General features: G+C 51.4%; 17 protein-coding genes. 3 read left to right on the top strand and 14 right to left on the bottom strand.

What is annotated here, in order from left to right:
- Nucleotides 1-501: 501 nt before the first annotated feature.
- From ASG81_RS10565 to ASG81_RS10555, 3 genes are all read left to right on the top strand, one after another.
- Nucleotides 502-2592 carry an RICIN domain-containing protein gene (locus ASG81_RS10565; RefSeq protein ID WP_200961472.1) on the top strand — a complete coding sequence of 697 codons (2091 nt, stop codon included), beginning with the start codon at nt 502-504 and terminating at the stop codon, nt 2590-2592.
- Nucleotides 2593-2856: 264 nt separating this feature from the next.
- Nucleotides 2857-3570, top strand: a complete 714-nt coding sequence (locus ASG81_RS10560) for a polyphosphate polymerase domain-containing protein (RefSeq protein WP_056633094.1) — start codon at nt 2857-2859, stop codon at nt 3568-3570.
- Nucleotide 3571: 1 nt separating this feature from the next.
- Nucleotides 3572-4288, top strand: coding sequence for a DUF4956 domain-containing protein (locus tag ASG81_RS10555; protein WP_056633090.1), 717 nt, complete (start codon nt 3572-3574; stop codon nt 4286-4288).
- A gap of 60 nt (nt 4289-4348) precedes the next feature.
- Here the strand turns inward: ASG81_RS10555 and ASG81_RS10550 are convergent, their stop codons facing one another.
- The 14 genes from ASG81_RS10550 to ASG81_RS10485 all read right to left on the bottom strand — a co-directional run bounded on the left by ASG81_RS10550 (nt 4349) and on the right by ASG81_RS10485 (nt 24434).
- Complete coding sequence (locus tag ASG81_RS10550) at nt 4349-5350, bottom strand: PfkB family carbohydrate kinase (RefSeq protein WP_056633138.1); 1002 nt, start codon at nt 5348-5350, stop codon at nt 4349-4351.
- The gene (locus ASG81_RS10545) at nt 5350-6843 is read right to left on the bottom strand and encodes a glycoside hydrolase family 32 protein (RefSeq protein ID WP_056633087.1); all 1494 of its coding nucleotides are present in this window, start codon (nt 6841-6843) and stop codon (nt 5350-5352) included. Before ASG81_RS10545 ends, ASG81_RS10550 begins: the two co-directional genes overlap by 1 nt.
- Nucleotides 6844-6873: 30 nt before the next feature.
- The gene (locus tag ASG81_RS10540; RefSeq protein ID WP_056633084.1) at nt 6874-8331 is read right to left on the bottom strand and encodes a glycoside hydrolase family 32 protein; all 1458 of its coding nucleotides are present in this window, start codon (nt 8329-8331) and stop codon (nt 6874-6876) included.
- Nucleotides 8332-8356: 25 nt separating this feature from the next.
- A complete protein-coding gene (locus tag ASG81_RS10535; RefSeq protein ID WP_235548815.1) occupies nt 8357-9931 on the bottom strand; it encodes a glycoside hydrolase family 32 protein in 1575 nt (524 codons plus the stop codon).
- 91 nt (nt 9932-10022) lie between these two features.
- On the bottom strand, nt 10023-11378 hold the full coding sequence (locus ASG81_RS10530; protein WP_056633078.1) for an ABC transporter substrate-binding protein: 1356 nt from the start codon (nt 11376-11378) through the stop codon (nt 10023-10025).
- 137 nt (nt 11379-11515) lie between these two features.
- Complete coding sequence (locus ASG81_RS10525) at nt 11516-12475, bottom strand: carbohydrate ABC transporter permease (protein ID WP_056633075.1); 960 nt, start codon at nt 12473-12475, stop codon at nt 11516-11518.
- Nucleotides 12476-12496: 21 nt separating this feature from the next.
- Complete coding sequence (locus ASG81_RS10520) at nt 12497-13399, bottom strand: carbohydrate ABC transporter permease (protein ID WP_056633072.1); 903 nt, start codon at nt 13397-13399, stop codon at nt 12497-12499.
- Between the two features lie 11 nt (nt 13400-13410).
- On the bottom strand, nt 13411-15633 hold the full coding sequence (locus tag ASG81_RS10515; RefSeq protein WP_056633069.1) for a DUF5696 domain-containing protein: 2223 nt from the start codon (nt 15631-15633) through the stop codon (nt 13411-13413).
- A 32-nt stretch (nt 15634-15665) separates the two neighbouring features.
- Nucleotides 15666-16298 carry a Yip1 family protein gene (locus ASG81_RS10510; RefSeq protein ID WP_056633066.1) on the bottom strand — a complete coding sequence of 211 codons (633 nt, stop codon included), beginning with the start codon at nt 16296-16298 and terminating at the stop codon, nt 15666-15668.
- Entirely contained in the window at nt 16295-17764 is a 1470-nt protein-coding gene (locus ASG81_RS10505) for an NHL repeat-containing protein (protein ID WP_162255014.1), read from the bottom strand. The genes ASG81_RS10510 and ASG81_RS10505 overlap by 4 nt, the downstream gene beginning before the upstream one ends.
- 20 nt (nt 17765-17784) lie before the next feature.
- Nucleotides 17785-18654 (bottom strand): carbohydrate ABC transporter permease, encoded by an 870-nt coding sequence (locus ASG81_RS10500; protein WP_056633062.1) that lies wholly within the window; start codon nt 18652-18654, stop codon nt 17785-17787.
- 16 nt (nt 18655-18670) lie between these two features.
- On the bottom strand, nt 18671-19570 hold the full coding sequence (locus tag ASG81_RS10495; RefSeq protein ID WP_056633059.1) for a carbohydrate ABC transporter permease: 900 nt from the start codon (nt 19568-19570) through the stop codon (nt 18671-18673).
- Nucleotides 19567-22407, bottom strand: a complete 2841-nt coding sequence (locus ASG81_RS10490) for an extracellular solute-binding protein (RefSeq protein WP_056633056.1) — start codon at nt 22405-22407, stop codon at nt 19567-19569. The genes ASG81_RS10495 and ASG81_RS10490 overlap by 4 nt, the downstream gene beginning before the upstream one ends.
- A gap of 392 nt (nt 22408-22799) precedes the next feature.
- Nucleotides 22800-24434 (bottom strand): GMC oxidoreductase, encoded by a 1635-nt coding sequence (locus ASG81_RS10485; protein WP_056633052.1) that lies wholly within the window; start codon nt 24432-24434, stop codon nt 22800-22802.
- Nucleotides 24435-25166 lie beyond the last annotated feature (732 nt).

Below are 25166 nucleotides of genomic sequence, written 5' to 3'. Positions count from 1 at the left end.
GATTATTACAGTCAATAGTTCGTCATCGACGGTCAAACGAATGGCGACGAGCGCATTTGCAGTTCCAATTTAGGCATGTGTATAAAATGCGAGTTTAAAGAAATTTGATAAAAACGAATGATTTTGCAATAGATGAAACCTGCATGGTTTGCTATTGTAAAGCGTAAGGGATCGAGAAAAGCGAGGAAAAAGGGTTATCGCAAAGCGAAATGAAAACGCTTTAACGATTCGAAAGTTTAGCTTGTTATCACCATTTAGAGCTTCTCATATTCGTAGGACCCCGGTAGGGGTTAGCTTGGGGGAGGTGATGCGATCGAAAATCAGTAATCGAAATAAATAATGAAATCGCTTACACAATATGACCAGACGACACATTGTTCTAAGGTAACTAGGTATGTGATTGTATTCCTTCTTATTTCAAAAGGAGGTTTTAGCAAGTATTGGAAAAAAGCGCAGTCCCCGCTCTGTTTTGTTATCAAAGTTTAAAGGAGATGATTTGTGATGAAGAAGATGTTAGCGTTTTCAATTATTTTAAGTCTTCTGATGAGCATGGGAGTGTATGTTAATGAAGGGCAAAGGGCGCAAGCAGCTACAATTCCCTTTGTACATCCTGGCATACTGCACACACAGGCGGATTTCGATCGAATGACGCAGATGGTAAATGCAGGCACGCAGCCCTATCTGGACGGTTATAACCAACTGGTCAACAGTGCGTATTCATCGTCCAATTGGACCCCGCGCGCTACGGCTACGATCATTCGCGGCGGCGATGGCGACAATGTATCCTTGTTGTACATTGATGTTGCCCGTGCTTACCAGAATGCCTTACTATGGAAGATCACAGGCAACACGGCTAACGGCGACACGGCGCGCAACATTCTGAACGCCTGGTCGTCCACCCTTACGACGATCTCTGGCAATGCCGACCGCTATTTGGCTGCCGGACTTTTCGGATATCAGCTGGCTAACGTGTCAGAGATTATGCGCGGCTATTCCGGTTTCAACGTGACCCAGATGCAAGACATGCTGCTCAATGTATTTTATAAGCCTCTTAACGAGCGCTTCCTTATTGGCAATGAATTCGGTGGGGATCACAACGACGCACACATTCAGAATTACCGTGCGAACTGGGATCTGTGCAATATGGCGGCGACGGTTGCGATTGGCATTTTTACTGACCGCCTGGATATCTACAACATCGGAATAGAATATTTTAAACACGGTGCTGGAAACGGTTCCATCTATAATGCGATTCCGTTCCTGCACCCGGGCGGGCTCGCACAGTGGGAGGAGTCCGGGCGCGACCAGGCGCACACGCAAATGGGCATCGGATTAATGGCTTCAACGGCTGAAATGGCTTGGAATCAGGGCGACGATTTGTACGGGTGGGCAAATAACCGCTTTATGCGCGCCGCCGAATACGTCGCCAAATATAACAACGGAGATGATAACGTACCGTTTGCGACCTACGAAAGGGGCACAGGCACAAACGGCGCCGTTCAAACAGAAACGGTAATATCCAGCGCCAGCCGTAATGAACCGCGTCCGGTTTGGGAAATGATTTATAACCATTACGCTAACCGCAAGGGGCTGTCGGTGCCCAATATTGCCGCACGCGCCCAGCTATTGAGACCGGAAGGCGGTCCGAACTCAGGCACTTCACACGCTTCGACGTATGATCAACCCGGATTCGGTACACTTCTCTATACCCGGCCATCCGGCAGCGGCGGAACGGCAACTCTTCCTAGCGGAAATATTCCCGACGGCACTTATCGTATCATTGTGCGCCATACCGGCAAGGCTCTGGATGCAGCCGGAACAGCAAATGGTTCAAGTGTACAACAATGGACACCCAATGGGGGAACGAATCAGCAGTGGACGGTAACACATCTTGGCGGCGGCCAATACAGCGTTAAGGATGTAAGAAGCGGAAAGTTTTTGGATGTAGCAAGTGCGTCTCTTGATCATGGCGCCAAATTTCAGTTGTGGAGCAGTAATGGCGGAGACAATCAGAAATTTTCTTTTCTCCCTGTAGGCAGCGGTTATCATCGCATCACACCTGTGCATAGCAACAAGCCAGGTGAAGTGGAAGGTAACTCCACAGCAGATGGAGCCCTTTTACAGCAATGGCGCTATGTTCTTGGCAATAATCAGCAGTGGAGGCTCGAACCGATATCCGTAAACGTTCGCTTGCAATCTTATAACTTTCCGGACCGTTACGTGCGGCACTCTAACAATCGTGGACGGATAGATGCCAATGTTTCTCCGGTTCAAGACTCACAGTTCAAGATGGTTGCCGGATTGGCCGATTCGAACGGAGTTTCGTTCGAGTCCGTCAACTTCCCAGGTCGCTTCCTGCGTGTCCGTTCCAATGGAGAGGTATGGCTGGATGTGAACGATAGTACGACAACTTTCAAAAATGAGGCAACCTTCCGCCGCGTAGCTGGATTAGCGGATGCCCAAAAATCGTCCTACCAAATGTGGACGGATTCGACCAAATATTTGCGCCACTCCAATTATCTATTGTATGCTCAGGCTGGATCAGGATCGACGTTTAACGCCGATGCGACTTTTACTGAAGTCGCTCCGTAAAGCCAAGTAAAGTTCAAATTGGAAAGCTTCTTTATAAACTATATCAATAGATATAGAGCCAGGCTGTCGAGAAACCTCGACAGCCATTTTTATTTTCAATGTCTTTACAAGAGGCCATTTTATTACAAACATCGTCATATCAAAAACCGCCGCATAAGGCGCATTCAGCAATCTTTCAGCCCGCCTTAAGTAAAGAATAAGTAAAGGCCGGTACAATAGCTTTTGTAAGCAATAAGGGGCGCTGAACAAGAAAAGAGGTGTGAGATGAACAAGGATCTGAACTACCGCAACGAATTGAAATTTTTCATTAATTATCATCAATTCTTCATTATACGCCAGAGGCTGAAAGATCTGATGCAGCAAGACAAGCATGCGGGCCCGACAGGCGAGTATCATATCCGAAGCTTGTACTTTGATGATATGAATAACAAGGCCCTGCACGAGAAGCTGGGCGGCGTCCGGGATCGGGTTAAATATCGTATCCGCATCTACAACGGCCAAGATAACATCATTCACTTTGAGAAAAAAATTAAATTCAAAGAGTATATCGCCAAGGTGAAGGAGCCGCTCACCAGAGATATGTACGACAAGCTGATGGCCGGCGATCACGATGTGCTGAAAGGGCCGGACAAACCGCTTTTGAACGAAATACATGATGAAATGAAGCATAATCTGCTGCGGCCGAAGGTCATCGTCGATTATGTCCGCGAGCCATATGTATGCGAGAACGGCAACGTGCGGATCACGTTCGATAAGGCGCTGCGCACCGGACTGCACGCAGTCGATATTTTTAATGAAAGCCTGGAGCCTATCCGCGCCCTCGATCATGACCTGATCATCCTGGAGGTCAAGTACGATGCGTACATTCCGGCTTATATCAAAATCGCTTTGCAGCTTGAAGGCTTAAACCGGCAATCGGCTTCAAAATACGTCATCTGCCGCAAACATTTGAAATTCAACACTTGGGAGGATTATTAAAATGGAAACGACTGTAACCGCTGCCGCAACGACGGACGCTACGACAAATTTTACCGATATATTAAAAAAATCAGTGCTGGAGAACTTTGCTTCTGACATCAGCCTATCAAAGATTTTAATTACGCTTGGTGTCGCTTTTCTGCTCGGCTTGTTCATTTTCTTGCTTTACAAACAGATATTTAGCGGTGTGCTTTACTCGAAAAGCTTTAACGTTTCACTTATCGGCATGACGATGATTACGGCTGTCGTCATTATTGCCATTAACTCCAATCTCGTGCTGTCGCTCGGTATGGTCGGCGCGCTGTCCATCGTACGTTTTAGAACGCCGATTAAGGATCCAACCGATCTGATCTTCCTCTTCTGGGCTGCGGTTGCAGGCATCGTAACGGGCGCGGGCTTCTTCCTGCTTGCGGTAATCGGTTCTGTCATCGTCGGCCTTATTCTCTTCTTCTTCGTCAAAGGCGGTTCCGTTGAAACGCCATACCTGCTCGTCGTTAACTGCGACAGCGATGCAACGGAGCAGCTGGTTCACAAGCAAGTCGGTACTTTAGTGAAGCGTTACAATGTGAAGCAAAAAACGGTGACGCAAGGCAATATCGAAATGACGCTAGAAATTCGTCTGCGCGATGAAACCGGCCGTTTCGTTAACCAAATGACGGAGCTGGCAGGCGTTCGCAATGCGGTGCTCATCAGCTACAGCGGGGATTATGTCTCGTAAAATTCGGGAGGTGCTCAAATGAAAGCGAAGGCGCATGCGGTCTCTCCTGATTATCGAAAGCTACGCCAAGCTAATGACCGACGCTCCGGCGAGCGCAGTAACCGCCTCTCGCGACGGCATCGATGGAATCGCGCCCTTGCCGGTCGCCGCCAAAGCTCCCATCGCATTCGCGAATGCAAGTATCGTACCCAGCTGCTCCTGCGTCCACTCCCTTTGTGAGGCCGCCAGTCTCGTAAGAAGCCCGTAAAGGATACCGGCCAAGAAGGCATCCCCCGCGCCTGTTGTATCCTTGATCTCGACGCTATAGCCGGCATGAGCAGCGGTGACTTCGCCTGCACGGCAATAGCTGCCGTTCGCCCCCAGCGTCACGAGCAGCATGGAAAGCGTCGGAAATTGCTCCGATAGCTGCTTCGTGCCCTTCTCAAGCTCGCTCGTTCCGGTTAAAAAAAGCAGCTCCTCCTCCGACAGCTTCACCACATCCGCATACTGCAGCCCTTCAAAAATACGCTCCTTCGCGAGTGCCTCATTGTCCCACAGCGATAAGCGCAAATTAGGATCAAAGGAGATGAGCAGCCCCTTGCTTCTCGCATAGGCGGCTGTACTAAGCGTCGCTGTCCGCGAAGGCTCGTGCGTCATGGAGATGGAGCCGTAATGGAATATTTTCGCCGTATCGATCTGCCCTCGGTTAACATCCTCCGCACGCAGCATCTGGTCGGCGCCCGGCTGCCGGTAGAACGAGAAGGATCGATCGCCGCTGTCATCCAGATGGACGAAAGCAAGCGTCGTGCCAGCCTCTGGCGAAAACAACAGCCCCTCCGTTTGAATACCGCTTAGCGCAAGCACGTCGCTCAAATAATAACCGAAAGCGTCATCCCCTACCGCTCCGATAAAGGCGGTGCTGCAGCCAAGCTTGGCTAAAGCAGCCAGCACATTCGCGGGCGCGCCGCCCGGATTGCGCTCAAACAGCAGCTGCCCATGCTCTGAAACGCCATTCGGCGTGAAATCGATCAGCAGCTCGCCCAGCGCGACAACGTCTAATCCGTAGGTAATATTCGCATCCATTACCAAATCGAACTCAACTCCCATGCGTCCAGCGTTTCGATAACCGCCGTTCCTTGGCGGGCGAAGAAGCCGATGCCGACGTTAGCCGGATCCGGATAAACCCGATTCGTGATCGCGATGCGCCCGTCACCTGCAAATAATTCAAGCGAGGAGCGATCGATAAACAGCCTCAGCCGCAATCGTCCGTCCTCCAGCTGCCCCAGCGGCGCTTCGCTTACTCCGCCATCGCCCGCTCCGCCTAAATTGCGATCCATATAGAGTCTTTGCTCAGCGATCGCGTAACGGATCTCCGTGTACGAAGAGCCGTCCCCGGAGCATCGAACACGAAGTCCAAGCTCCGATGCACTCGATTTAGACAAATCAAACACGATATCGAGTTCGAGCGAATCACCCTGAACGTTATCTATAGCCGTAAGACCGCCGTCCGCCAGAGCGATATCGGCAGCGGAAATATGCTGTCCGCGCAGTACGGATAGCTCCGGCACCGGATGGCTTCGCAGCGTCCCGTCCGCTGCCAGCTTCAGCTCGCGCGGCAGCGTCATCGCCCCGAGCCAGCCATGCGCCTGCTCCGGCATTGCAGCTCCCCATATGTTCATCCATGCGATCATAATTCTTCTGCCAAGGTCGTCAATCAGCGTTTGCGGCGCATAGAAATCGAAGCCGTAGTCGATTTGCTCAGCTTGCTGCTTCACAAAGCGGCAGCTTTCATAATCGAAAGTTCCCGACAAATACAAGTTTTTGACCGGCGCAATGTTCATGGGGGAAATGAGCAGCACATGCCGGTCATCTCCTCCGAGCGGAAACAGGTCCGGACATTCCCACATATCGCCCATCGTTCCATCGCTTTCCACTGCGGCACCTTGATATTCCCAGCTCAGCAAATCGTTCGACGTATAAATAATGGCTTTGCCAAGTCCGTCTTTGCCATAACCGACCACCATATGCCACTTGTCTCCGTGCTTCCATACCTTCGGATCGCGGAAGCCAAAGCACACGGGGTCCGGCGAGTCACCGATAACCGGATTGGCTTCGTGCTTATGGAACGTCACGCCGTCCGCGCTTGTCGCCAGACATTGAACCTCCTCCGGCGTTTTACCGTCGACATGCCCCGTATATATCAGGGTTAACGTCCCGTTATGCAGAGCGGCGCTGCCTGACCAGCAGCCTTGACCGCCATTCCCGCCCTTGTCGTAATCTTCAGATGGCGCAAGCGCAACCGGCAGATGCTCCCAGTGCACAAGATCCTTACTCCGGGCATGCCCCCAGTGCATGGGTCCCTGCTTTGCCTGATAGGGATCATGCTGATAAAACAAATGATAATATCCGTTAAAATAAATCATCCCGTTCGGGTCGTTCATCCAGCCCGCCGGCGGCATCATATGATAATGAAGCCGGAACGTCGTATCCATGGCGCTGCTGTTTTCTTTCAGCGCTTCTTCGGCTTGCGCGATGAAAGCTTGATGCTTGCTATGCTTGCTTGTCGTATTTTCCAACTCAATCACCTATCCTTACTGGCTATTTTTCTATTTCCAAATGGACTGCAGCTTATAGACGTCAACCGTTCGGAACAAGGCAGTCCCGCCGCTCGCGAATAACTCAAGTCCATGACTGCCGGGCGACGGATACAAGAGCGTCGTAAATACCGTTTCTCCGTCATCAACAAACAGCTCAACCACTGACTCATCGACAAAAGCATGCAGCTTAATGCGGTTATGAGCTGTCTGATGAGGCGCGGCAAACCGCTTGCCAAAATGAAACGGTTCGCCCCCGCGATTAATGAAATCGCTCTTTCCGGCTTGCATCCGATCCACGAATACCGTCTGATTCGCCGGTTCGTAGCCGATAACCGTCGCCTCGGACCCTGTATCCGAGCAAAGTACGCGTAGGCCGATCATATCGGCATCCTCCCACTCGATAGTCGCGATCAGCTCATAAGAGGTGCCTTGAAAATCCAGCTTCACGGCTTGATCCGCCGCCTCTACGAAAGTTAGCCGCAGCGCTTCCGTTCTCAACTGTTCAAGCTCATCGATCGGCTGCTGGCAAATTTTGATCGCGCCGTCAGCTGCGGTTCTCAGATCAAGCGCGCGGGGGATCGACATGCCGCCCTTCCACGGCTCTGTCGGTCCCGCGAACGGATATTTCCAATTGGACGTCCAGCCGAGCCAAATGGTACGGCCGTCCTCCTGCGGAATATCGGAGTAGGTGACCGCCGCATAAAAATCTTGGCCGTAATCGGTCCACCGGATATGCCCGCCAGACGCATCATCGTTTACGAAGCGGCGTCCATCAAACTCGCCGATAAAATATTGCGCGGTTGAGCCGTCCGTTTCCTCGTTATCGCCAATGCTGACGTGCAGCACCCATTTCCGGTGCCCGGAATCGCCATCTACCGGAAGCTGGAACAGATCGGGGCACTCCCATACGGCGGCTTGAGAGCCTTGACCCTCGCCAAATTCGCTCTCGAAGCGCCACTCCGTCAAATTGCCGGACGAGTAGAAATGAACCCTTTTGTCAACGGAGACGACCATCACCCATTTGCCGCTCGGCTCATGCCACAGCACCTTCGGGTCACGAAAGTCGCGAACACCCGGATTAGGGATAACGGGATTGCCGGCATATTTGGTCCAGCTGCTTCCATTGTCCCGGCTGTAAGCGATGCTTTGCGATTGCAAGCCTTCCTTATAATGGGTAAATATGGCGACCAGCCCCGCTGCGCCGCCGAACAAGCTGCTCGAATCCTGCTTATCCACGACGCAGCAGCCCGACCATATATCGCCAAGCTCATCGGCATCAAGTGCCAGCGGCAAATGCTCCCAATGAACGAGATCACGGCTGACCGCATGCCCCCATCTTCCCGTAAACTGATAAAACTGGTAGTACACACCCTCGAAAAACACCATGCCGTTCGGATCGCTCATCGGTCCATGCGGCGGCGTTAGATGGTACTGCGGCCGGAACGGCTCCTTGAATAATTCGGTCACGCTGATCCCCCCATGTAACGTTTACTTAAGGCGCCGGAACGAAGAGCTCAAGCTTCGAAAGCGTTGTTTTACCGCCTCTTGAATACCAGCCCCAGGCCTGCTCCGGCATTTTGTAAATTCTAGTCGTAAGCGCGGAATCACCGATATAAAAGACGGCCACGTCGTTTTCGATCACGATGGTGAACTTGTAATCAACGCCCGGCTCAAAGTCAATCGGCACCTGAACATCCGGCTCGATGGAGGGAAGCGTTTCGCCGTTCGCCACGTCATAGCGGATCCGATCCTTGGCAGGCTCGATCTGAATCCCGTATGCCTTCTCCGGCTCCTCGCCTACGCCAGCCACAAGGCCGCTGTAAGAGACCTTCTTATCGAACCGAACCGTTCCGGTAATCTTCGCCATTTGCGGCATTTGGCCAAAAATAATGCCTCCTACGCCTGCCTCTCCGTCAAGCACCGTCTCGTCGCCATTTCCGGTCACGCTGCCAAGCTGGCGAGCCGCTCCAAGCTCCGCCTTCTTCGACAATAAGCGGTCCACCTCATCCGGCACCTTTACGCCTAACCGGCCATCCTTGCCGAGTGTCATCTCGTGCGCGACCATATTGCCGGCCCAGTCCCATTTCATATAATCCTTCTCCAGCTGGCGCGTAGGCACCCAGCCAAACAGGAACCGCCGCTCACCAAGGCTGCCGGTTTTTCCCGCATAAAACGCTCTGCCGTCAAACACATCCTTATCCAGCTTCTCCCAAGGACCGTTAAGCGTATCGCTTACGCGATAATGCGTTGCCTTTTTGTCGCTGAATTCGGAGAAGACGAGAACCCACTTGCCATTCATCCGGAAAACGTCCGGACATTCCAGCATGAAGAACGAGGACGATGCCTCGACCGAGAGCGGCTCGCGAACCTCCCACTTGCTGAGGTCCTTTGAAGCGAGTACCGCGATGACGCCGCCCGTGCCTTCCTTCCTGGCGCTAACCAGCATCCAATATTCGCCCTGCTCCTCATTAAACAGGACATATGGATCTCTGAAATCGTCTTTTTCATAGCCTGCTGGCGCATAAAAGGTATCCTCTTCCGCCTTCGTCCACGTTTTCAAATCTTTGCTGACCGCATGCATAACGGCTTCCTTCGGCTTGCCCTCCTGCGGGAATTTCCAATTGTGGCCGGTATAATAAGCATGGTACGTATCGCCAGCCTTAATGACGCTGCCCGTGCCAAGCGCGAGGTCCTGCTCATGCTCTTCCCCGAACGGGATCGACTCCCCGGCGTACGAATAGTCCGTCAAATTAGCTGTCGAAGCAAGATGCCACGGATGAAAGCCCGGCGCGCCGTCACGCCAGTCCTGCAAATAAAATAAATGGATTTGACCGTTATCGTTAAACGGCATCACATCGCCGACCCAGCCCTCGGGCGGCTTCCAGAACAACCGGTCCTCCGCTTGCTTTGCCTCAGCTGCCGGCGCTGCCGCTTCGGCAGGCTCCGCAGCAGCCGCCCTGCCGGGTGCTTCCGTCACGCCAGGATTTCTCGTATCTTCGCCGCTGCAGGAGCTAAACATGGCAGCAGCGGCCAAGCTAATCGCGGCAACCATAAGCGCCTTCGGCATTTTTGTCAAAATATCATTCTCCTCCTGTCTGAGCGCTTATAACTATACCCGCCGCCATGCGTGCATGACGGCGGATAAAGTTCTGTTCTACTTATTGAGTCAGCGTAATTTTAATGCCTTCCTCCAGCATCGCTTTGGCAGTAGCCGCGAACGTCCCTACCGGCGTGCCGTCCTTGATTCCTGTCAAAGCAGCCGTGTTTGCATCCCAGTACTTTTCTACGCCGATCGGCGTGAATAGGATTTTGCCGCCAAGCTCGTTCATTTGATCAACCTTCTCTTGACCAAATTGCTTCACATTATTTTCCGTTGCTATCTTCATTTCGTTCTCGGACATCATCTTGATGAATACAGCAGCGCCCTGCGGGTTTTTCGATACCGTCGGAATCGACCAGCCGGACATTCCGCCCGGACCAACATCCTTCGTGCCTTTTGGACCTGTCGGAACCGGTACAAAATCGATTTCGTAATCGCTTTTAAAGACGGTGAAGCCGCCGAAGCCGTACTCTGCCGTCATAGCCAGCTTGCCGTTTTTGAACTCCGCGTTGAAGTAGTCGCCTTCTTTGTCTTTGTCGATGAATTTATCCTTAAGCAGCGCATCCTGCGTGAATTGCATCGCTTCCTTCATGTTGTCGGACTCATAATTCGAAGTGATCGAGCCATCCTCATTGTAAGAAAGAGATGTCGCGCCGTTCGACGCAACCATCAGCGGATAGCCTGCATCCCACCAGCCAAAGCCGAATTGGTCGTTTTTGCCGTCGCTGTCCGTATCCTGCGTAAGCTCTAGCGCAGTCGTGCGGAACGTATCCCAGTTCCAGTTGCCTTCGCTGTAAAGCTCGCCTGGCGATTTCACGCCATTGTTGTCAAACAGCGTTTTGTTGTAGTAGATGACGATCGGAGCCGCGCCTGCGCCTGCCGCATAAGGCTTGCCGCCGAATGTGAACGCTTTGGTAACCGATGCATTCCAGGTAGGATCTGCCATATCCATATATTGATCAAGCGGCTGAACGATTTTTTTCAAAGGATACACAGGGAAATTTTGATCGTTTGCCTGCGCTACGTCAACTTGATCGCCTGCGTTGACCATCGAAATAAGCGTCGACTTTTGGTCGCCCCACGGTACCGTGATCACGTTTACTTTACCGCCGAAAGTCTGCTCGAACTGCGGTACGGTTTCCCATACTGCGTCATAAGCAGCCGGGTTTGCCGCTTTATTCTGTTCATACTGCTCTTTGGACGTGTGGTATAAAATGGTAATATTGCCGTTTTCGAGCTTAGCCGCTTCTTCCTTTGTCTCTTCCGCTGCTTCCGGCTTGCTGCCGCCGCTGTTCGCGGCGCCTTCATTTGTTTTTGCATTGCCAGCATTATTGCCGGAGCAGCCGGCCATTACCGTGACGATCATCATAATAGCAGCCAACATCAGCGCGAGTGATTTCATATTTTTGACCATTTTAAAAAACCTCCCCTTATTTGAGTAAACTGGTTTGCGTGCAAAACATTCTTGTTAAACGCGGATTGTTCTTAGCCTCTACGTCAACTACCGGGCCTCGCCTCCCTTCATAAACAGCTCTATCCGGCTCATTCGCCTTATTTAATCGCAACATGCTCAATGCTGTCCGTGAAGTATCGCTGCGTGACCAGATAAAGAATGAACAGCGGCAGGATGGCGAGCAAAGCGCCTGCCTGAATTCGCGTGACGATGACAAGCGGATCGCTGATGGTCTGCACATTGACGACGGACTGCAGATCAACGCGCAGCGAGGATAAGGCGATTGCAAAGTTTTTCTTCAAATTGCCAAGCAGCAGATTCGACATGTAGAACTCGTTCCAATGCCACACGAAGGAGAATAGAAATACGGTAATGATCGCGTTCTTCGCATTTGGAAGCATGACGGTAAAGAAGGTTTTGAACGGGCCGCAGCCGTCCATATAAGCTGCATCCTCCAGCTCGTTTGGCATCCCTTTGAAAAACTGCCGGAAGATAAAAATATACAATCCGGAGCGCAGACCCATGCCGAGCATCGACGGCAGGTAGAACGCCCAGTAGCTGCCGACGAGACTAATGGATTCCGGTCCGCCTGTCGCCATCGCTGTCAGCTTCATGATGCCGAAAGCATCAAAGTACTTCATATCCGCGTAAAGCGGCAAAATAATGGTCTGTACCGGCACGACCAGCGTCAAGATGACGAGCGTGAACAAAAGTCCCGAAAACCGGAATTTAAATCTCGCGAATCCATAGGCGACGAAGGCGCAGGACAATACATCCAGCAGCCCGCAGCCGACGCCGATGATCATGCTGTTTTGCAGCGCGTCCCAGAAGTCCATTACGCGCAGCGCGTCGGTGAAATTGCTTAATGTAAAATTTTTCGGCACCCAGATGACGCTCGGATCCATCGCCTCCTCCGGACGGCGGAGCGCCATGCTGAGCATGTAAAGAAGCGGATACAGTAGTTGATAGGCCAGTGCCGCCAGCAGCGCGAAGCGAATGACGGAAGAGAAAATCTTCCTGGCCCGTTTCAGCTGCTTTTTCTGAATGGTTGCGTTCAATTCGGGTTCCCCGCTTTCCGTTTAATCCTGCATGTAGACGATGCGTTTCTTGAGCAGCATATAGACAACGCCTAGGAACACGGCAATCAGCAGGCAATACAGCCACGCGAGCGCACTGCTGTAACCGAACCTGACCTGCGAGAAAGCCGTATTGTAAATCATCAGAATGACGCTGTTACCATAATCCGTGAACGTATCGATAATCGTATAGATGATATTCAGCATCATCATCGGCGTCAGCATCGGCAGCGTTATTTTCCAAAACTGCTCCCAAGGCCTCGCCCCTTCGATCGAAGAAGCTTCGTACAAATATCCCGGAATGGCATGCAGCCCTGCCAAAAAGAGCAGCACCTGCACGCCGGACCGCCACGTCAAGTCAAAAATGCGGGCGATCACGTTATTGAAAATTTCAATTAGCTGCGCCCCCAGCCCAAGCTCCTGCAGAATGCCGTTAATGCCGGCTCCCGTGAACAAATACACACTTCCCGCTCCGCCTCGCATCCCTTCAGAGAACACATCCTCCTTCAAAATTTGCATAAGCACGCCGGAGGCGATAATAACGGGTAGAAAGGATACCGCCCGCATGAACCCTCTGCCCCGAAACTTTTTTTTCAAAAGCACGGCCACGAACAAGCTGTACACGAGGATCAGCGGAACGCCGTAAAGCATGTTAATGAAGGAATTAGCCGCTTCTCTGATGAAAGCCGGGTCCTTGAACAAGGCGTACTCAAAATTGTCCCAGCCGATAAATACACCGCGCAGCCCTTCGGGCGTCATCTCCATGTTTTGAAACGAATAAAGGAGCGACGTGAACAACGGCTTTGCGAAAAACAAGATAAAGCCGAGCACCCAGGGAAGCACGAATAGAAAGCCGTACAGCTCTTTTTTCTTCGTATACGGCAAAGCTCTTAGTTGTTTAATCATGCGTTCACCTCCTAACGGATGAGATAGCTGAGCGCCGGAATTTGATCAGCGCCAACGGCAGCTCCCTCATTGTTGTAATTGACAACGGCTGTTTTGCCGTTTTCGAACGTTGTGCGGTATACGCCGTCCTGCAGCTTCTCATGGTTCTTAATCGCTATTCCCGCTACTTCGCCAAGCGCTTCGTTCAAGCGATGATATTGGTCCTTCATATCCTCATAAAGCAGATTGAAATCGGCGCTGTAAAGTGAATCGTATTCGGTTCCTGCCAGCAGCGCGGAGTCTCTTGCGATAAACTTAAAGGCAGGATATGTGCCGGTTTCGATCAATTTCAGCAAATAGCGCTGCGGCATGCTCGAGAGATTAACAGGCTCGCTGTAAGCAGGCAGCAGTCCGCTCAGCGCAATGCTGTAGAACGGAACCTCCTCATCCTCCGAGTCAAAGCCGCTCGAGAACAGCGGAACGCCGGACAAGCTTTGCGCATAAGGGAAGGTATACGCATTCGGCTGATCGAACATGAGGCCGCCCAGATTGCTTTGCCCCTTCTGCAGGCCGCTTTCCCATACGGCGCCCGTCACGTTCTTCGGCTGGCTGTCGCGCCGGAAGTCCGAATAGATGACCGAGCCGACCGTCTGCAGCGAAGCATGCTTCAGGCCGCCCTTTGCCGCGGCAGCGGTAAAGCGGTCAACCGCCTCGTTCACCGATGCCGGCTTCAGCAAATACCACAGCTTCATATCCTTGTTTTTCGTTTGATCGCTCAAACGGTAATCATATTTCAGCGCGGGCGCCCGGCTAATACCTTTCGCAGCATCCCAAAACTTGCTGAATCCGTTTCCGCCTTCATACAATTTGACCGGATCCGCAACGGGGTAAAAAGCGACGCCTTTCGACTCCAGATTTTTAGCCAGCGCTTTGAAGCCTTTGTTTCCGCCAAGCTTTCCTTCCGCATTGAGCGAGACCGGAATTTCACCCTTCGCGCCGCCCGCCGACCAGCCCTCAAGCCGGACCGATAAGTTCGAGATTCCGTCCGCCAGCAAGCGGTCCGCCGCTTTGCCGGCATCCTTAAAGGAAGTAAGCACTTCTACCGTGTTGTAAGGAACGCCCAGAAACGTCGCTTTCTTCTTCACGCCGCCGACAAAATCCACGAGCATAGGAAGCTGCTTCCCGCCCGCTGCGGCTTGCAAGGACGTTGGCTTTACGCCCAGCTCCGTTTGCAAATAGCCGCGGTACTTGCCTGCCATCCCCGCGTAATTAGCATCCTTTCCGTTTAGAAAGTAATACTTGACCTCATAATCTGCGCCGCCTGTCAGCGACTGCGAAGAACGGGTAACCTGCTTCTCGTTCAAGGTTCCTTCCAGCAGCAGATTCGTTTCGAATTCGATCAGGTTCAAATAGCTGAAGACGTTATTGTACGAATTGTTCTTGCCGCTCACTTCGGCCGTAATGCCCGCTTGGTAAGCGCCTTTATGAATGACCGCGATAAAGGCCGAGTCATCCTTCTTCATGCCGAACACGGGCAGTCTGACCGTCTCCTTCTGATCCGTTTTACTTGGATAATCCAGTGCCTGGTCCACGCCGTAAACCCGTTCGTTATAGCTTTTGTAGCTGCTTTTGCCATTGTTGAAGTTGATTAGCGCTCCGCTGCCATCCGGTACGAACAGATAGCCTTCATCCGCACTGCCGGCCGCCCCGAAAAACGGAAGCAGACTAATATTGACAAGCTTGAACTTATCCTGCTGCTTAACGCCTTCCGTTACGATCGCCGCCGACAATGCATCGCCGCTAAGCGTATACCGGACGGGCACCGTAAAGCCTGCTTTCGGAAACTGATACGTCACTTCAATGCCGCCCTGCACCTTGCTCCATGCCGGCGCTGCTTCCTTAACGCTTCCCGTAAAGCTGTTTAGCTGGAACGGCTTATTTTGGTCATCCACGTAATCGAGCAGCAGCTGTGCGGACAGATCCATTTTTTTGGCGCCCTTGGCCAGCTTATCCGCTTCAAGGTCGACCGGATTGCTCGTCCAGACGGCTCCAGACGCTGTATCCGTCACGATAATCCCGGCTGTAGCCGGCATATAATCGAGCGTGAGCCTTCCGGTATCCGCAGCCCGAATCTTATCGCCGCTTTGCTCCGCTTTTTTCGTCTGGCCCGCCGCAAAATGAACTTCTGCGCCGCCCGTTACGGTTATAACAAGCAGCATTGCCGCCAGGATAGCCGTCCATATTCGCAATTTCATGCTGCCTTCCCCTTTCTGATCAACGTTCTGCCTCATAAGCGGAACAGCATTTCGTTATATACCGTATAGATGAACACATATACCTGCTGGAACAGCGTATAGAACAGCACCGCCAGGAAAATAACGATTCCCATTGCCGCGAACGTCATAGCGAACGATTGAAGCGTCTTAACCGCTCCGTAATCATGAATGGTTAGCATGCCGATAAACATCAGAACCGCGCTCCATATCATCGCTAATGTCGTCATATAGCCGAGGAACATTCCCTCCTCTTGTACAAGCACCCTGCTGAGCAGCGTCGATACGATGACCGCCGCCACATAAGGAACGATGGCGTACGCGCTGACGATCGCGATTTGCTTCGCTTTGCCCTCGCCGTCCATCCACGTTGCAACGGCCCAGTTGCCCGATACCCAAAGCGCATACAGCACGATTGTTTTTGCCGCGATCAGCCAAACATTCAAGGCACTGAGATCAGACAGGTTAAACGTATAGCCCGTGCTCTGGCGCTTGAAGATCGAGGCGATGAAAAAGACGAGCACGATCATGCCTGAAACAAGCAGCGAGCCCTTGCCGTCCTCCTTGACGGAATAAAAGCTGTCAAAAGGATGCAGCAAAGTGCTGAACGGATTTAGTCTCTTTGGAGAAACAGCCGGAGCCGTCATCGGTTAACCTCCCTTCGTCTCTTGTACCTGGCTGCTTTAACGGCCTTAAAGCCGTAATAGCCGACCACCGCGCAAATGAAAATCGTCATAATGACCGGCAGGTTGTCGCGCACCGTCTGCATCCGAATTTGCCCGAACGTATCGGAGTAGCCGGACCGGTCCGTTCCTTGCCGGTAATAGGAAAGCGCTTCGCCATAGATTCCTTCCTTCTCGAGCGCCTTAGCAATGCCTACATAGGCTATACGGTTATTGGCATTTCTCTTCGCCACCGACTGCCAGATTACGGCCGCTTCTTCGTATAGCCCCTGGTTGTAAAGCACCGTCGCTTTACGCACCAGAGCGCCGTACTCCGAAAGCGCGAATCTCGTTAAATTGCGCTTCGCCGTGTCGAGCACCAGCACCTCGCCCTTCCAATATGCCACTGCTGACGGCTGCAGAAACGTTCCCTTCTGATTGCCGAGCGAGCCGAATACCGCAATCGGATTGCCTTCGGAATCGTATTCGAATACGCGTCCCCTCGTCCGGTCAAGCCCGGCGATGAAGCCGTCCGCATCGACGCTTAGGTCGACGAACGACGTATCCTGCTTAACCCCCTGCTTGAAGGAAAATTCCTTGTCACCGAAATCGGCCGCTCCCTGCTTTCCCATCAGAACGTTGTTGCCAAGCGGATTCAGCTTCTTGATCTCTTCCCGCGAGTTTTTGGATATAATCGTCGTCGTGTAGACGAAGTTGTCATAACCGATGTCGAGGTTCGAGTACTCGATCGGCAGCAGCTTCATCATTGCCGAGCGCTGCTCCTTCGATAGCAGGTTTTTCCAGAACGTCTCGAGCACGACGGCCGGCGTCACTTCCACCCGGTTGCTTCCGAAGTAGCCTGTAAATTTTCCCTCGCTGTTAAACTGCATAAGGCCGTAGAACTGGCCTTCCGACAGCACATAAATTCGCCCTGCATGGTCCACGGCCACTTTCGTCGGCTTGAATTGAAAGCCTTCCGGGATGAGCGGATCGCTCGGCTTCTCAATGACAAGCTGCACCTTCTTGTCCGCTCCTACGCGAAGAATGCGGCCGTTATCCTTATCCGCGATAAACATCGTGCCTTCATTTGCAACAAACAGTCCCGTAGGCGCGGCAAGCGTCGTTTCTTTGCCGTTCCATTCGAGCTTGTCGATAATGTCAACCGTCTCGAAGCGATCATTCAGCTTCACGATTCGTTTATTGCCGGTGTCCGCGACATAGATGGCGTTGCTCTTGTCCACGAACAGATCCTGCGGCTCGCTGAACGCTCCGGCTCCTGCCTGGATTCCCGAATACGTACGCTCAGGCAAATAGCTGGCCGGGGCCGCTTTCGATTTATCCCATTCGTCGTATACATAAGACTGGTAAGGCGCTTCGGCCTTTACGGTTAACGGCGCTGCGGCGAGTATCGGGAGAAGCAGCGCCGCAGCCAGCACCATTTTGATTTTCATGGCTCCACCTCTAATCTCCATCATTTGATCCCCGCGAAGGTCATCGTCTCCACGACCTTCCTTTGCAGCAATATAAATACGATAATGGGCGGGATCATCAGAATGACCGCTGCGGCAGACCCGGCACCCATCCTCGCGATAGGGTCGCCTGCCACGATTTGCTCAAGCGCCATTCGGAACACCTTGAGCGATTCGTCGAAAATAAGCTCCTTCGGCGCGTAGTTCCATAGATTAATGAATTGAAAGATGACGACTGTCATAATCGCAGGCGTCGAATTCGGCCAAATGATCGAGAAAAACGTTTTAAACTCACTTGCGCCGTCAATGCGCGCCGCCTCCAGAATCGCATCGGGCAGCTGCTCGATAAACTGCTTCATGAGGAACAGCCCGAGCGAAGCGCCGATCCATGGCAGAATCAATGCCGCGTAGGTGTTCACGATGTCGAGCTGTGACATGAGCACGAATTGCGGTATGAATGTCACCTGAGGGACAAACATGAGCGCCATAACAATAATGGAGAACAAAATATTTTTTCCCGGGAACTTATGCTTCGCAAGCGGGTAAGCCGCCATGGCCGCAAACAGCACATGCAGCACCGTACCTACGATAGATATAAGCGCCGTATTGAAAATGTACCGGGACAGCGGAACCCACATATTGGATGCGAGTTGGAATAAATCCGAAAAGTTATTGAATGTCGGCCTCATGACGATCAAGCGAGGCGGAAATTGCAGCAGCTCGTCAATCGGCTTCAGCGACGTAATAACAGCGAAGATGAACGGAAACGCGGAGAAAAGACCGAGAAGCGCCACGAATCCGAATATCGCGATGTTGCCGGCTAATGACCGCCTTGCTTTCATGCCGGATTTTTTGGTAGTTATCGTGAACATGGATGTCCTCCTGCAATCAAATTCCGACCTTTTGCAATATTTTCGTTACGAGCCGGTTCGTGAACACCATCATGAAGAACAGCACGACCGCCATTGCGGAAGCGTATCCCATCTCGTAACGGATGCTGCCGTAATCCATAATGTGGGTCACCATCGTTTCGCCCGCATACTCCGTACTCGGAAACCCTGCAAGCTGGATGGACACATCCGCTACACTGAAGGAAATGACGATCTGCATGACCGCTCCGAAGATCAGCTGCGGAATCATCGAGGGCAGCGTAATGTACCACAACTCCTGAAACCGGTTTTTAATGCCGTCCACTACACCCGCTTCATACAAGCTGCGGTCTACGGTTTGCAAGCCTGCTACGAAGGCGAGGAAGCTAATGCCTAGACTCATCCAAAGCTGAACGACGATCAGAATGAGCAAAATGTATTCCTTATCCAGCAGCCATGCGATAGGGTCGCTTATGATTCCCAGTCCCATCAGCATGCCGTTCAAATAGCCGTAAGCATCCGGGCTGAAAATCAAGCGCCACATCGGGAATACGGATATTCCGATAATCGTCGGGATATAGAACACGGTCGTCGCAATGGAGCGCAGCGTTTTGGACAGATCGTTGATCATCCAAGCGACCAGGAAGCTGAGCACATAACTGACAGGCCCGGTGACGAAGGCAAAGAACAAGGTGTTCTTGACGGCAATGATAAAGATGTCGTCATCCAGAAACAGCCGGATATAGTTATACCAGCCGATGAAGCGCGGCGGCTCAATCATGTTGTAATAAGTAAAACCGAGTACAATCGACAGCACGACAGGAAGGATCGTGAAGAGCAGAAAGAAAATCATGTACGGCGTCATCAGTAAATAGCTTTCCTTATGTCTGCCGATCGTTTGGGTTATCGATTTTTTCATTGCTCCACCCCGAATTCATACCTTTTTCGTATAATTTCTTCATTGATGTCCTTGTTCCAATAGAAGAGGCTCTCCCTTGCGTTGCCCATTTGGAACACGACCTCACGGAACGCGTTATCGATGTTTCTTGACGTATAATAGCCGCCCGGAAGCTCTGGAATTTCTTTGACCTGCTTCCACTGCTCGGTTAGCTTCGCTTGCTCGGCGCGGCTCCAGTTCGTTGATTCGAATGAGATCAGATTAGCCGGCACTCTTCTGCCCAGCATGCCCATCTCATTTTCAAGCTCGCTGACGAACTGGCTTTGAATTTCCGGCCGGTTGAACCACAACATGAAAGTCCATGCATCATCCGCATTTTTGGCATCCTTCAAAATGATAGATGCTGTGCCCGTCGCGCCCGTCGAACGGTCAATCGATCCGTTTTTTTGTTTCATTCCCGGAATCGGCACCATGTCCCAAGTGCCGGTAATTTCCGGCGCCGCCGCCGCTAAACGGGTATAAAGCTTGTAGGTCGAGACAACGATTGGCATCTCTCCGGTGCGGAACCGGTTAAAATCATCCTTATAGAGCGGATAATCGTACAGGTTGTAGAAATCCGTCCACTGCTTGAAGGCTGTGAACGCCTGCGGCTCGTCGAAGCGGGTTCCGTCCTCTTTGGCATTGTAGATGCCGCTTCCGCTTTGCATGAGAAGCGTCGGGAACAGATTAAGCGAGCCGATTCCTTTGGTCAGCAGCTGGAATGCATCCAGATTCTCGTAAGGCAAGCCGATTTGCATATTATTGTTTTGCAGCACGGGAGCGATCTTGAGCAGCTCCTCCCATGTTTGCGGGGGCTCGATGTCAAGCTCCTTCAACACGTCTTTGCGGTAGAAAAGCATAAAAAATTCCTGCTCATCCGGTATGGCGAATGTGCTGCCTTTGTACTGGTACGGAACGAATGCAGAGTCCATATATTCCTTCTTCATCGTCTCGAACCCGCCATACTGATCCAGCGGAGTCAGCGCTCCGCGAACGGCTAGATTCATCGTATCGCCGCGGCTTGTAAATAGATTGACATCCGGCCCTTCGCCCGCCATGACGGCCGTTACAAGAGAGGTGCCGACGAGATTCAGATTGACGCTGATTCCGGTTTCGGGAATGAACGTTTCATCAATTAACCGTTTTAATACAAACGCTTGGTCGCGGCCGAGTCCCGTCCATACTTGGATGGAGCGCTCCGCATCCTCGCTGCCTTCCATCGAATCGTAATTTTGCAGGAACGAGCCTGCGAACGCGCGAATCTCGTGTACGCTTTGCGCAAGAAGCCCCGCTTCCTCCTTCGGCCGTACGTTATCCTTAGCAGCAATATACAAATAATCAAGCTCCAGCGGCTGCTTCATGGCGCTGAGCATCCAATCTGCTAAAGCTGTAATATTCGTTTTGTAATTTTCCAGCCGCTTCGGAATTTGGTCCGGCCGGTCGATGAAGCCTTTAAGCTGAAGAGCAAGCAGTTTTAACGTTCTGGAGCCTGCGCTTCCTTGTCCGGACATCTCATCGAGCCTGTTTGCCTCTTCTTTCATTTGAGCGGAAAGCTTCTGGAACTGTTCGATCAGGCCAGGTACGCTTTTGTCAATTTCATAATCGCGGTAGACGTCAGGCTTAACGCCTGTAATCATCACGATTTTGCGATAAATTTGATTGAGGTCGTACACCATTTGCTGAATATTTTTCACTGCGCCCGCCATATCGCCGAGCGTGACCTCGAGCTTAAGCTCATGCTCGCCCTTCGCGAGATAGTAAAGGTAAGGCTCCCCTGTTTCTTCGCCCAGCTCCATGATGTTCCACTTCAATTCATAAGGAAAACGTACAGCATTCATTTCCTTAAACGGCAATTTGCCGTCCAGCTCGATCTTCCTGGAGACGAATGAGCCTTTCACCTTGTTCTGGTGATAGCGGATGCCGATTTTGTACCAGCCATCCTCCGGCGCCTCGAATTTATAGCTGATCCACTGACCCGGGCTGTCCCAGTTGCTGCCGCCGATCGTATTGATTCGGAGCAGCGTCGGACTATACGGCGTCGTTAACGGCGACGTTCTGTCGGTGGTCGGGAACAAGCCCGAAGCCGACTTGGCATAAGCGTGCTCCGCTTGAACCGTAATGAACGCTTTGCTGTTTTCAGCAGCGGCGCCAGCATTTTTCGACGCTTTGTAATCCGCATAATCATGCGCATCCGTTACCTTTGTCAGCTGGAGATAATCGACGGCTGCGCTCTCTCTCACATTTTCAAGCCTGATGACATGCTCGCCCTTTTTCAGCGAGAGGCGCAAAGATCCATCCTCCATCTCTCCTGCAGCAGCCACTTTCGTGTGGAGCCAAACTTCTCCTTCAAGCTGCTTTGGCCGAAGCTCGTTACCGCCGCTTTTCCGAAGCGCGCCCGGCTCATCGTAGAACAATCGGTTAAGCTCAAACGGCGCATACGGATCAGAGATCGCTTCACCGTCTACATAAAGCATGAACTCGATCGGCTGTCCGTTTCCTTTTAGCGGATAGTAGCCAAGGGATAGCTCATAATCTCCCTCTTCTGCAACGTTAACCGTCCATTCGAGCTTCTCGCCTTCCTTCCACTGCGCGATATGCTGTCTTCCTTTCCACTCAGGAAGGATGCCCGCGCTCGTATGCGGGGCGTTCAGGCTGCCGGCATCCAGCAGGATGCCTTCTGACGGACGCGTTGCATCCGTTAGCTTGTATGCCACCGCGTCGGCGGTTTCTTCCTCGGAGTAGGAGAATACTGCTGCCGCGCCTATCGTTGCTATGAGAAGCGAAACCATCACGGTGTAAAAGATCCAATTTTTATTCACGGCCAACCCCCGAATTCGTTTTTTCCGCTCTCCCGCCCTGCCGGAACAGGGAGAAAGCACTTTGAATTGCTGCTGCATGATCAATATATCAAAAAGAAATCCACACTAATTTCAGAATGCTCGGGTCAGGACTTTCAAAGTTTTTGGGACTAATGATCGAGGCGGGGATTTCATTATGAAGGCGGACATAAAAAAAGATGACCCCGGATTTTGGGTCATCTTTTTGAATTTGGAACGCGAAATAGCAAAATAGCTTTTAGCGCTATCAGCTACTCTTTTTGTTCTGATACCGTTGATATGGATAATTATTGCTTAAAATGGGGGTGATTACACATGCCCATCAAGTTAGAAATACCTACACCCCCAAAATGAAAAAAATGCTCATGAAATATTCACGCTAGCGTGATGATATGATCTGCCGTTCTAATGGCTAGCGCAACTGTTGTCAACGTTGGATTTCCGGACCCGATGAATGGCAAAACACTGTTGTCGGCCACATACAGTCCGGAAATGCTGTGAACTTGACCGTACTGATCCGTGACCGATGTCGAAGGATCATCCCCCATACGGCACGTACCCGAAGTGTGATGCAAATCTCCGGTAGGTACAAGGCAGACTTCACCCATGGTGATATCGACGACGGAAGAAATCTGCTTAACAGTTTCCAACATCTTTTGAATTTCGGCATGTTCTGCTTCACTGAAAGAAAAGAATACTTCTATTTCCGGTACTCCGTATTCATCTTTTCTGTTAGGGTTGAGACTGACCCTGTTTTCATACCGCGGATCAATCTTGCCAAAACATTGGAGAAGTATGTCCAGCTCATCTATGAACGGTTTTTCTTCGGAAGATGGATACCAATCATAACCGCTCGGCCCTATTAGACGTATTTGATAGGGCTTTTCCGGCGTTCCAGTAATTAATATGGCAAGAGTTCCTGCAATGCCCGTGAATTCGCTGCGCCTCACTTTTCCGGGAGCCAGCATAAAAACTTGATTGGTCATGTAATGGCCGACCGCCCCTCCCTCGATACCCGAATTGAGCAGCAAACGCGGAGTTTCATACGTACTGGCCGACAATACGACCGTTTTTGCCTTGAGAATAAAAGATCTCATATCCGGAGACATGACCTTGACGCCGGTTGCTTTCCCCTGATCGACCAGCACTTGAACTGCACGGGCATTTATAGCCAAATCGAAAGATCTGAGGAATGAAGCTTTAGCCAGCAGAGAAAACGAACTAAAAAAAACATCCGCGTGAACTTCCCCGAACTTTGTCGGCTGAAGATCAGCAGCTATCGGCATATATCTCGATTCGGGAAAACCGCCTTCTTGTAGTCGAGTGAGCAAACTCTCCGTTAACGAAGACCCTTTGGCATATTCTTGGGTGACATTCATGACCCGTTCGGCCATGGCATAATAGGTGTCCATTTCACGAAGCGGAACCGGCCAATCCGGAAGCAGGGACAAATCCAGGCGTGAAGTAACTAAATCCCAGAACACGGTCCTTCCCCCAAGGCATATAACTTCTCTTGCCCCTATAAACTCCGGTAAGGAGCCTTGCAAAGATTTTGATACATATTGATATAATTGTGTAAGACGAGTACGATTCATCATAGGAAGGTTGCGGCCATGTGATGGCATAACAATGCTTCCTCGTTCAATAATGCCAATCCGTTTACCGTTATTCCGCCACTGTTCGCACAGTCTCCAGAGCATGGTTCCTCCTCCGGCACCTGTACCTACAATGAGAACATCGTATTCGTTTTCCGCCATGGTTTCCAATGGAGTCAAAGGAATCCAATTATCGATATATTCTGATGGTTGGGGACAAGTCGGAGGAATAGCGGCTTGCCTCATGTCCGATTCCGTGACGAAAGGAAGGTTTACCAGCTTACCAGCGATGTTCTGATCGGGGTATTCGATGGATGGATTAACTGTTATGAGATCATCAATCGATATACGCTTCTGTTCCGCTATGATTCGGAGTGTATCGTTGTTGCGGGCAACCCATATTTTCAATGCCATGACTACTCTCCCCCCCCCTTTGCATCTGTAGTCTACGCCTAATTTAGTTTATGTAAGGGATACTGGGAATTAGTCCGACAATACTTATCATGTTAAAGCGGCGGGACGGTTATTATGAAACCAACTCCTCTTTCTATCAGTGATGAAATGCAGCTCCTGGCACAAGAATTACAATCACATTTTCCCGATCCCAGCTCGAGGCACTTGCCAAAAAAACAGGCTTTATCCGTCGAATACGTAAACTGACTGCGCGAGATTTCATCTCGCTATGCGCCTTTTTCAACGAAGATCTATCCACCAAACCCCTCACATGTTTATGTGGTCAGTTGGATGCACGGACCGACCTTTCGATGAGCGCGGAAGGTCTCAATCAACGTTTTAATGCATCGGATGTGCGTTTCCTCGATCCCTGTTTTCTACACTTCTCCATGAAAAAATAGCTTCCTCTATCTCGATTCCTTACCGGTTGATGCGTATATCAAACGGATTCGGATTTTGGATTCCACTGTTTTTCAACTCCCGGATCAATACGCGGATCGCTATTAAGGATCGGGTGGCAGTGCACACGCATCGGGCATGAAAATTCAACTGGAATATGAATTAATAACCGGTACATTTTTGCACGTTGACGTGGGAAGTGGCAAGAACAATGACGGATTATACGGCTCTGGGCAAGTGAAGACGGTTGAAAAAAGCGATCTTTGTATTCGTGATTTAGGCTAGACTTCGAAG

The organism is Paenibacillus sp. Soil522, from assembly GCF_001428245.1.
In the GTDB taxonomy this organism is placed as follows: Bacteria; Bacillota; Bacilli; order Paenibacillales; family Paenibacillaceae; genus Pristimantibacillus.
The sequence above is the reverse complement of the archived record's forward strand: the minus strand, read 5'-3'. Positions and strand labels throughout refer to the sequence as shown.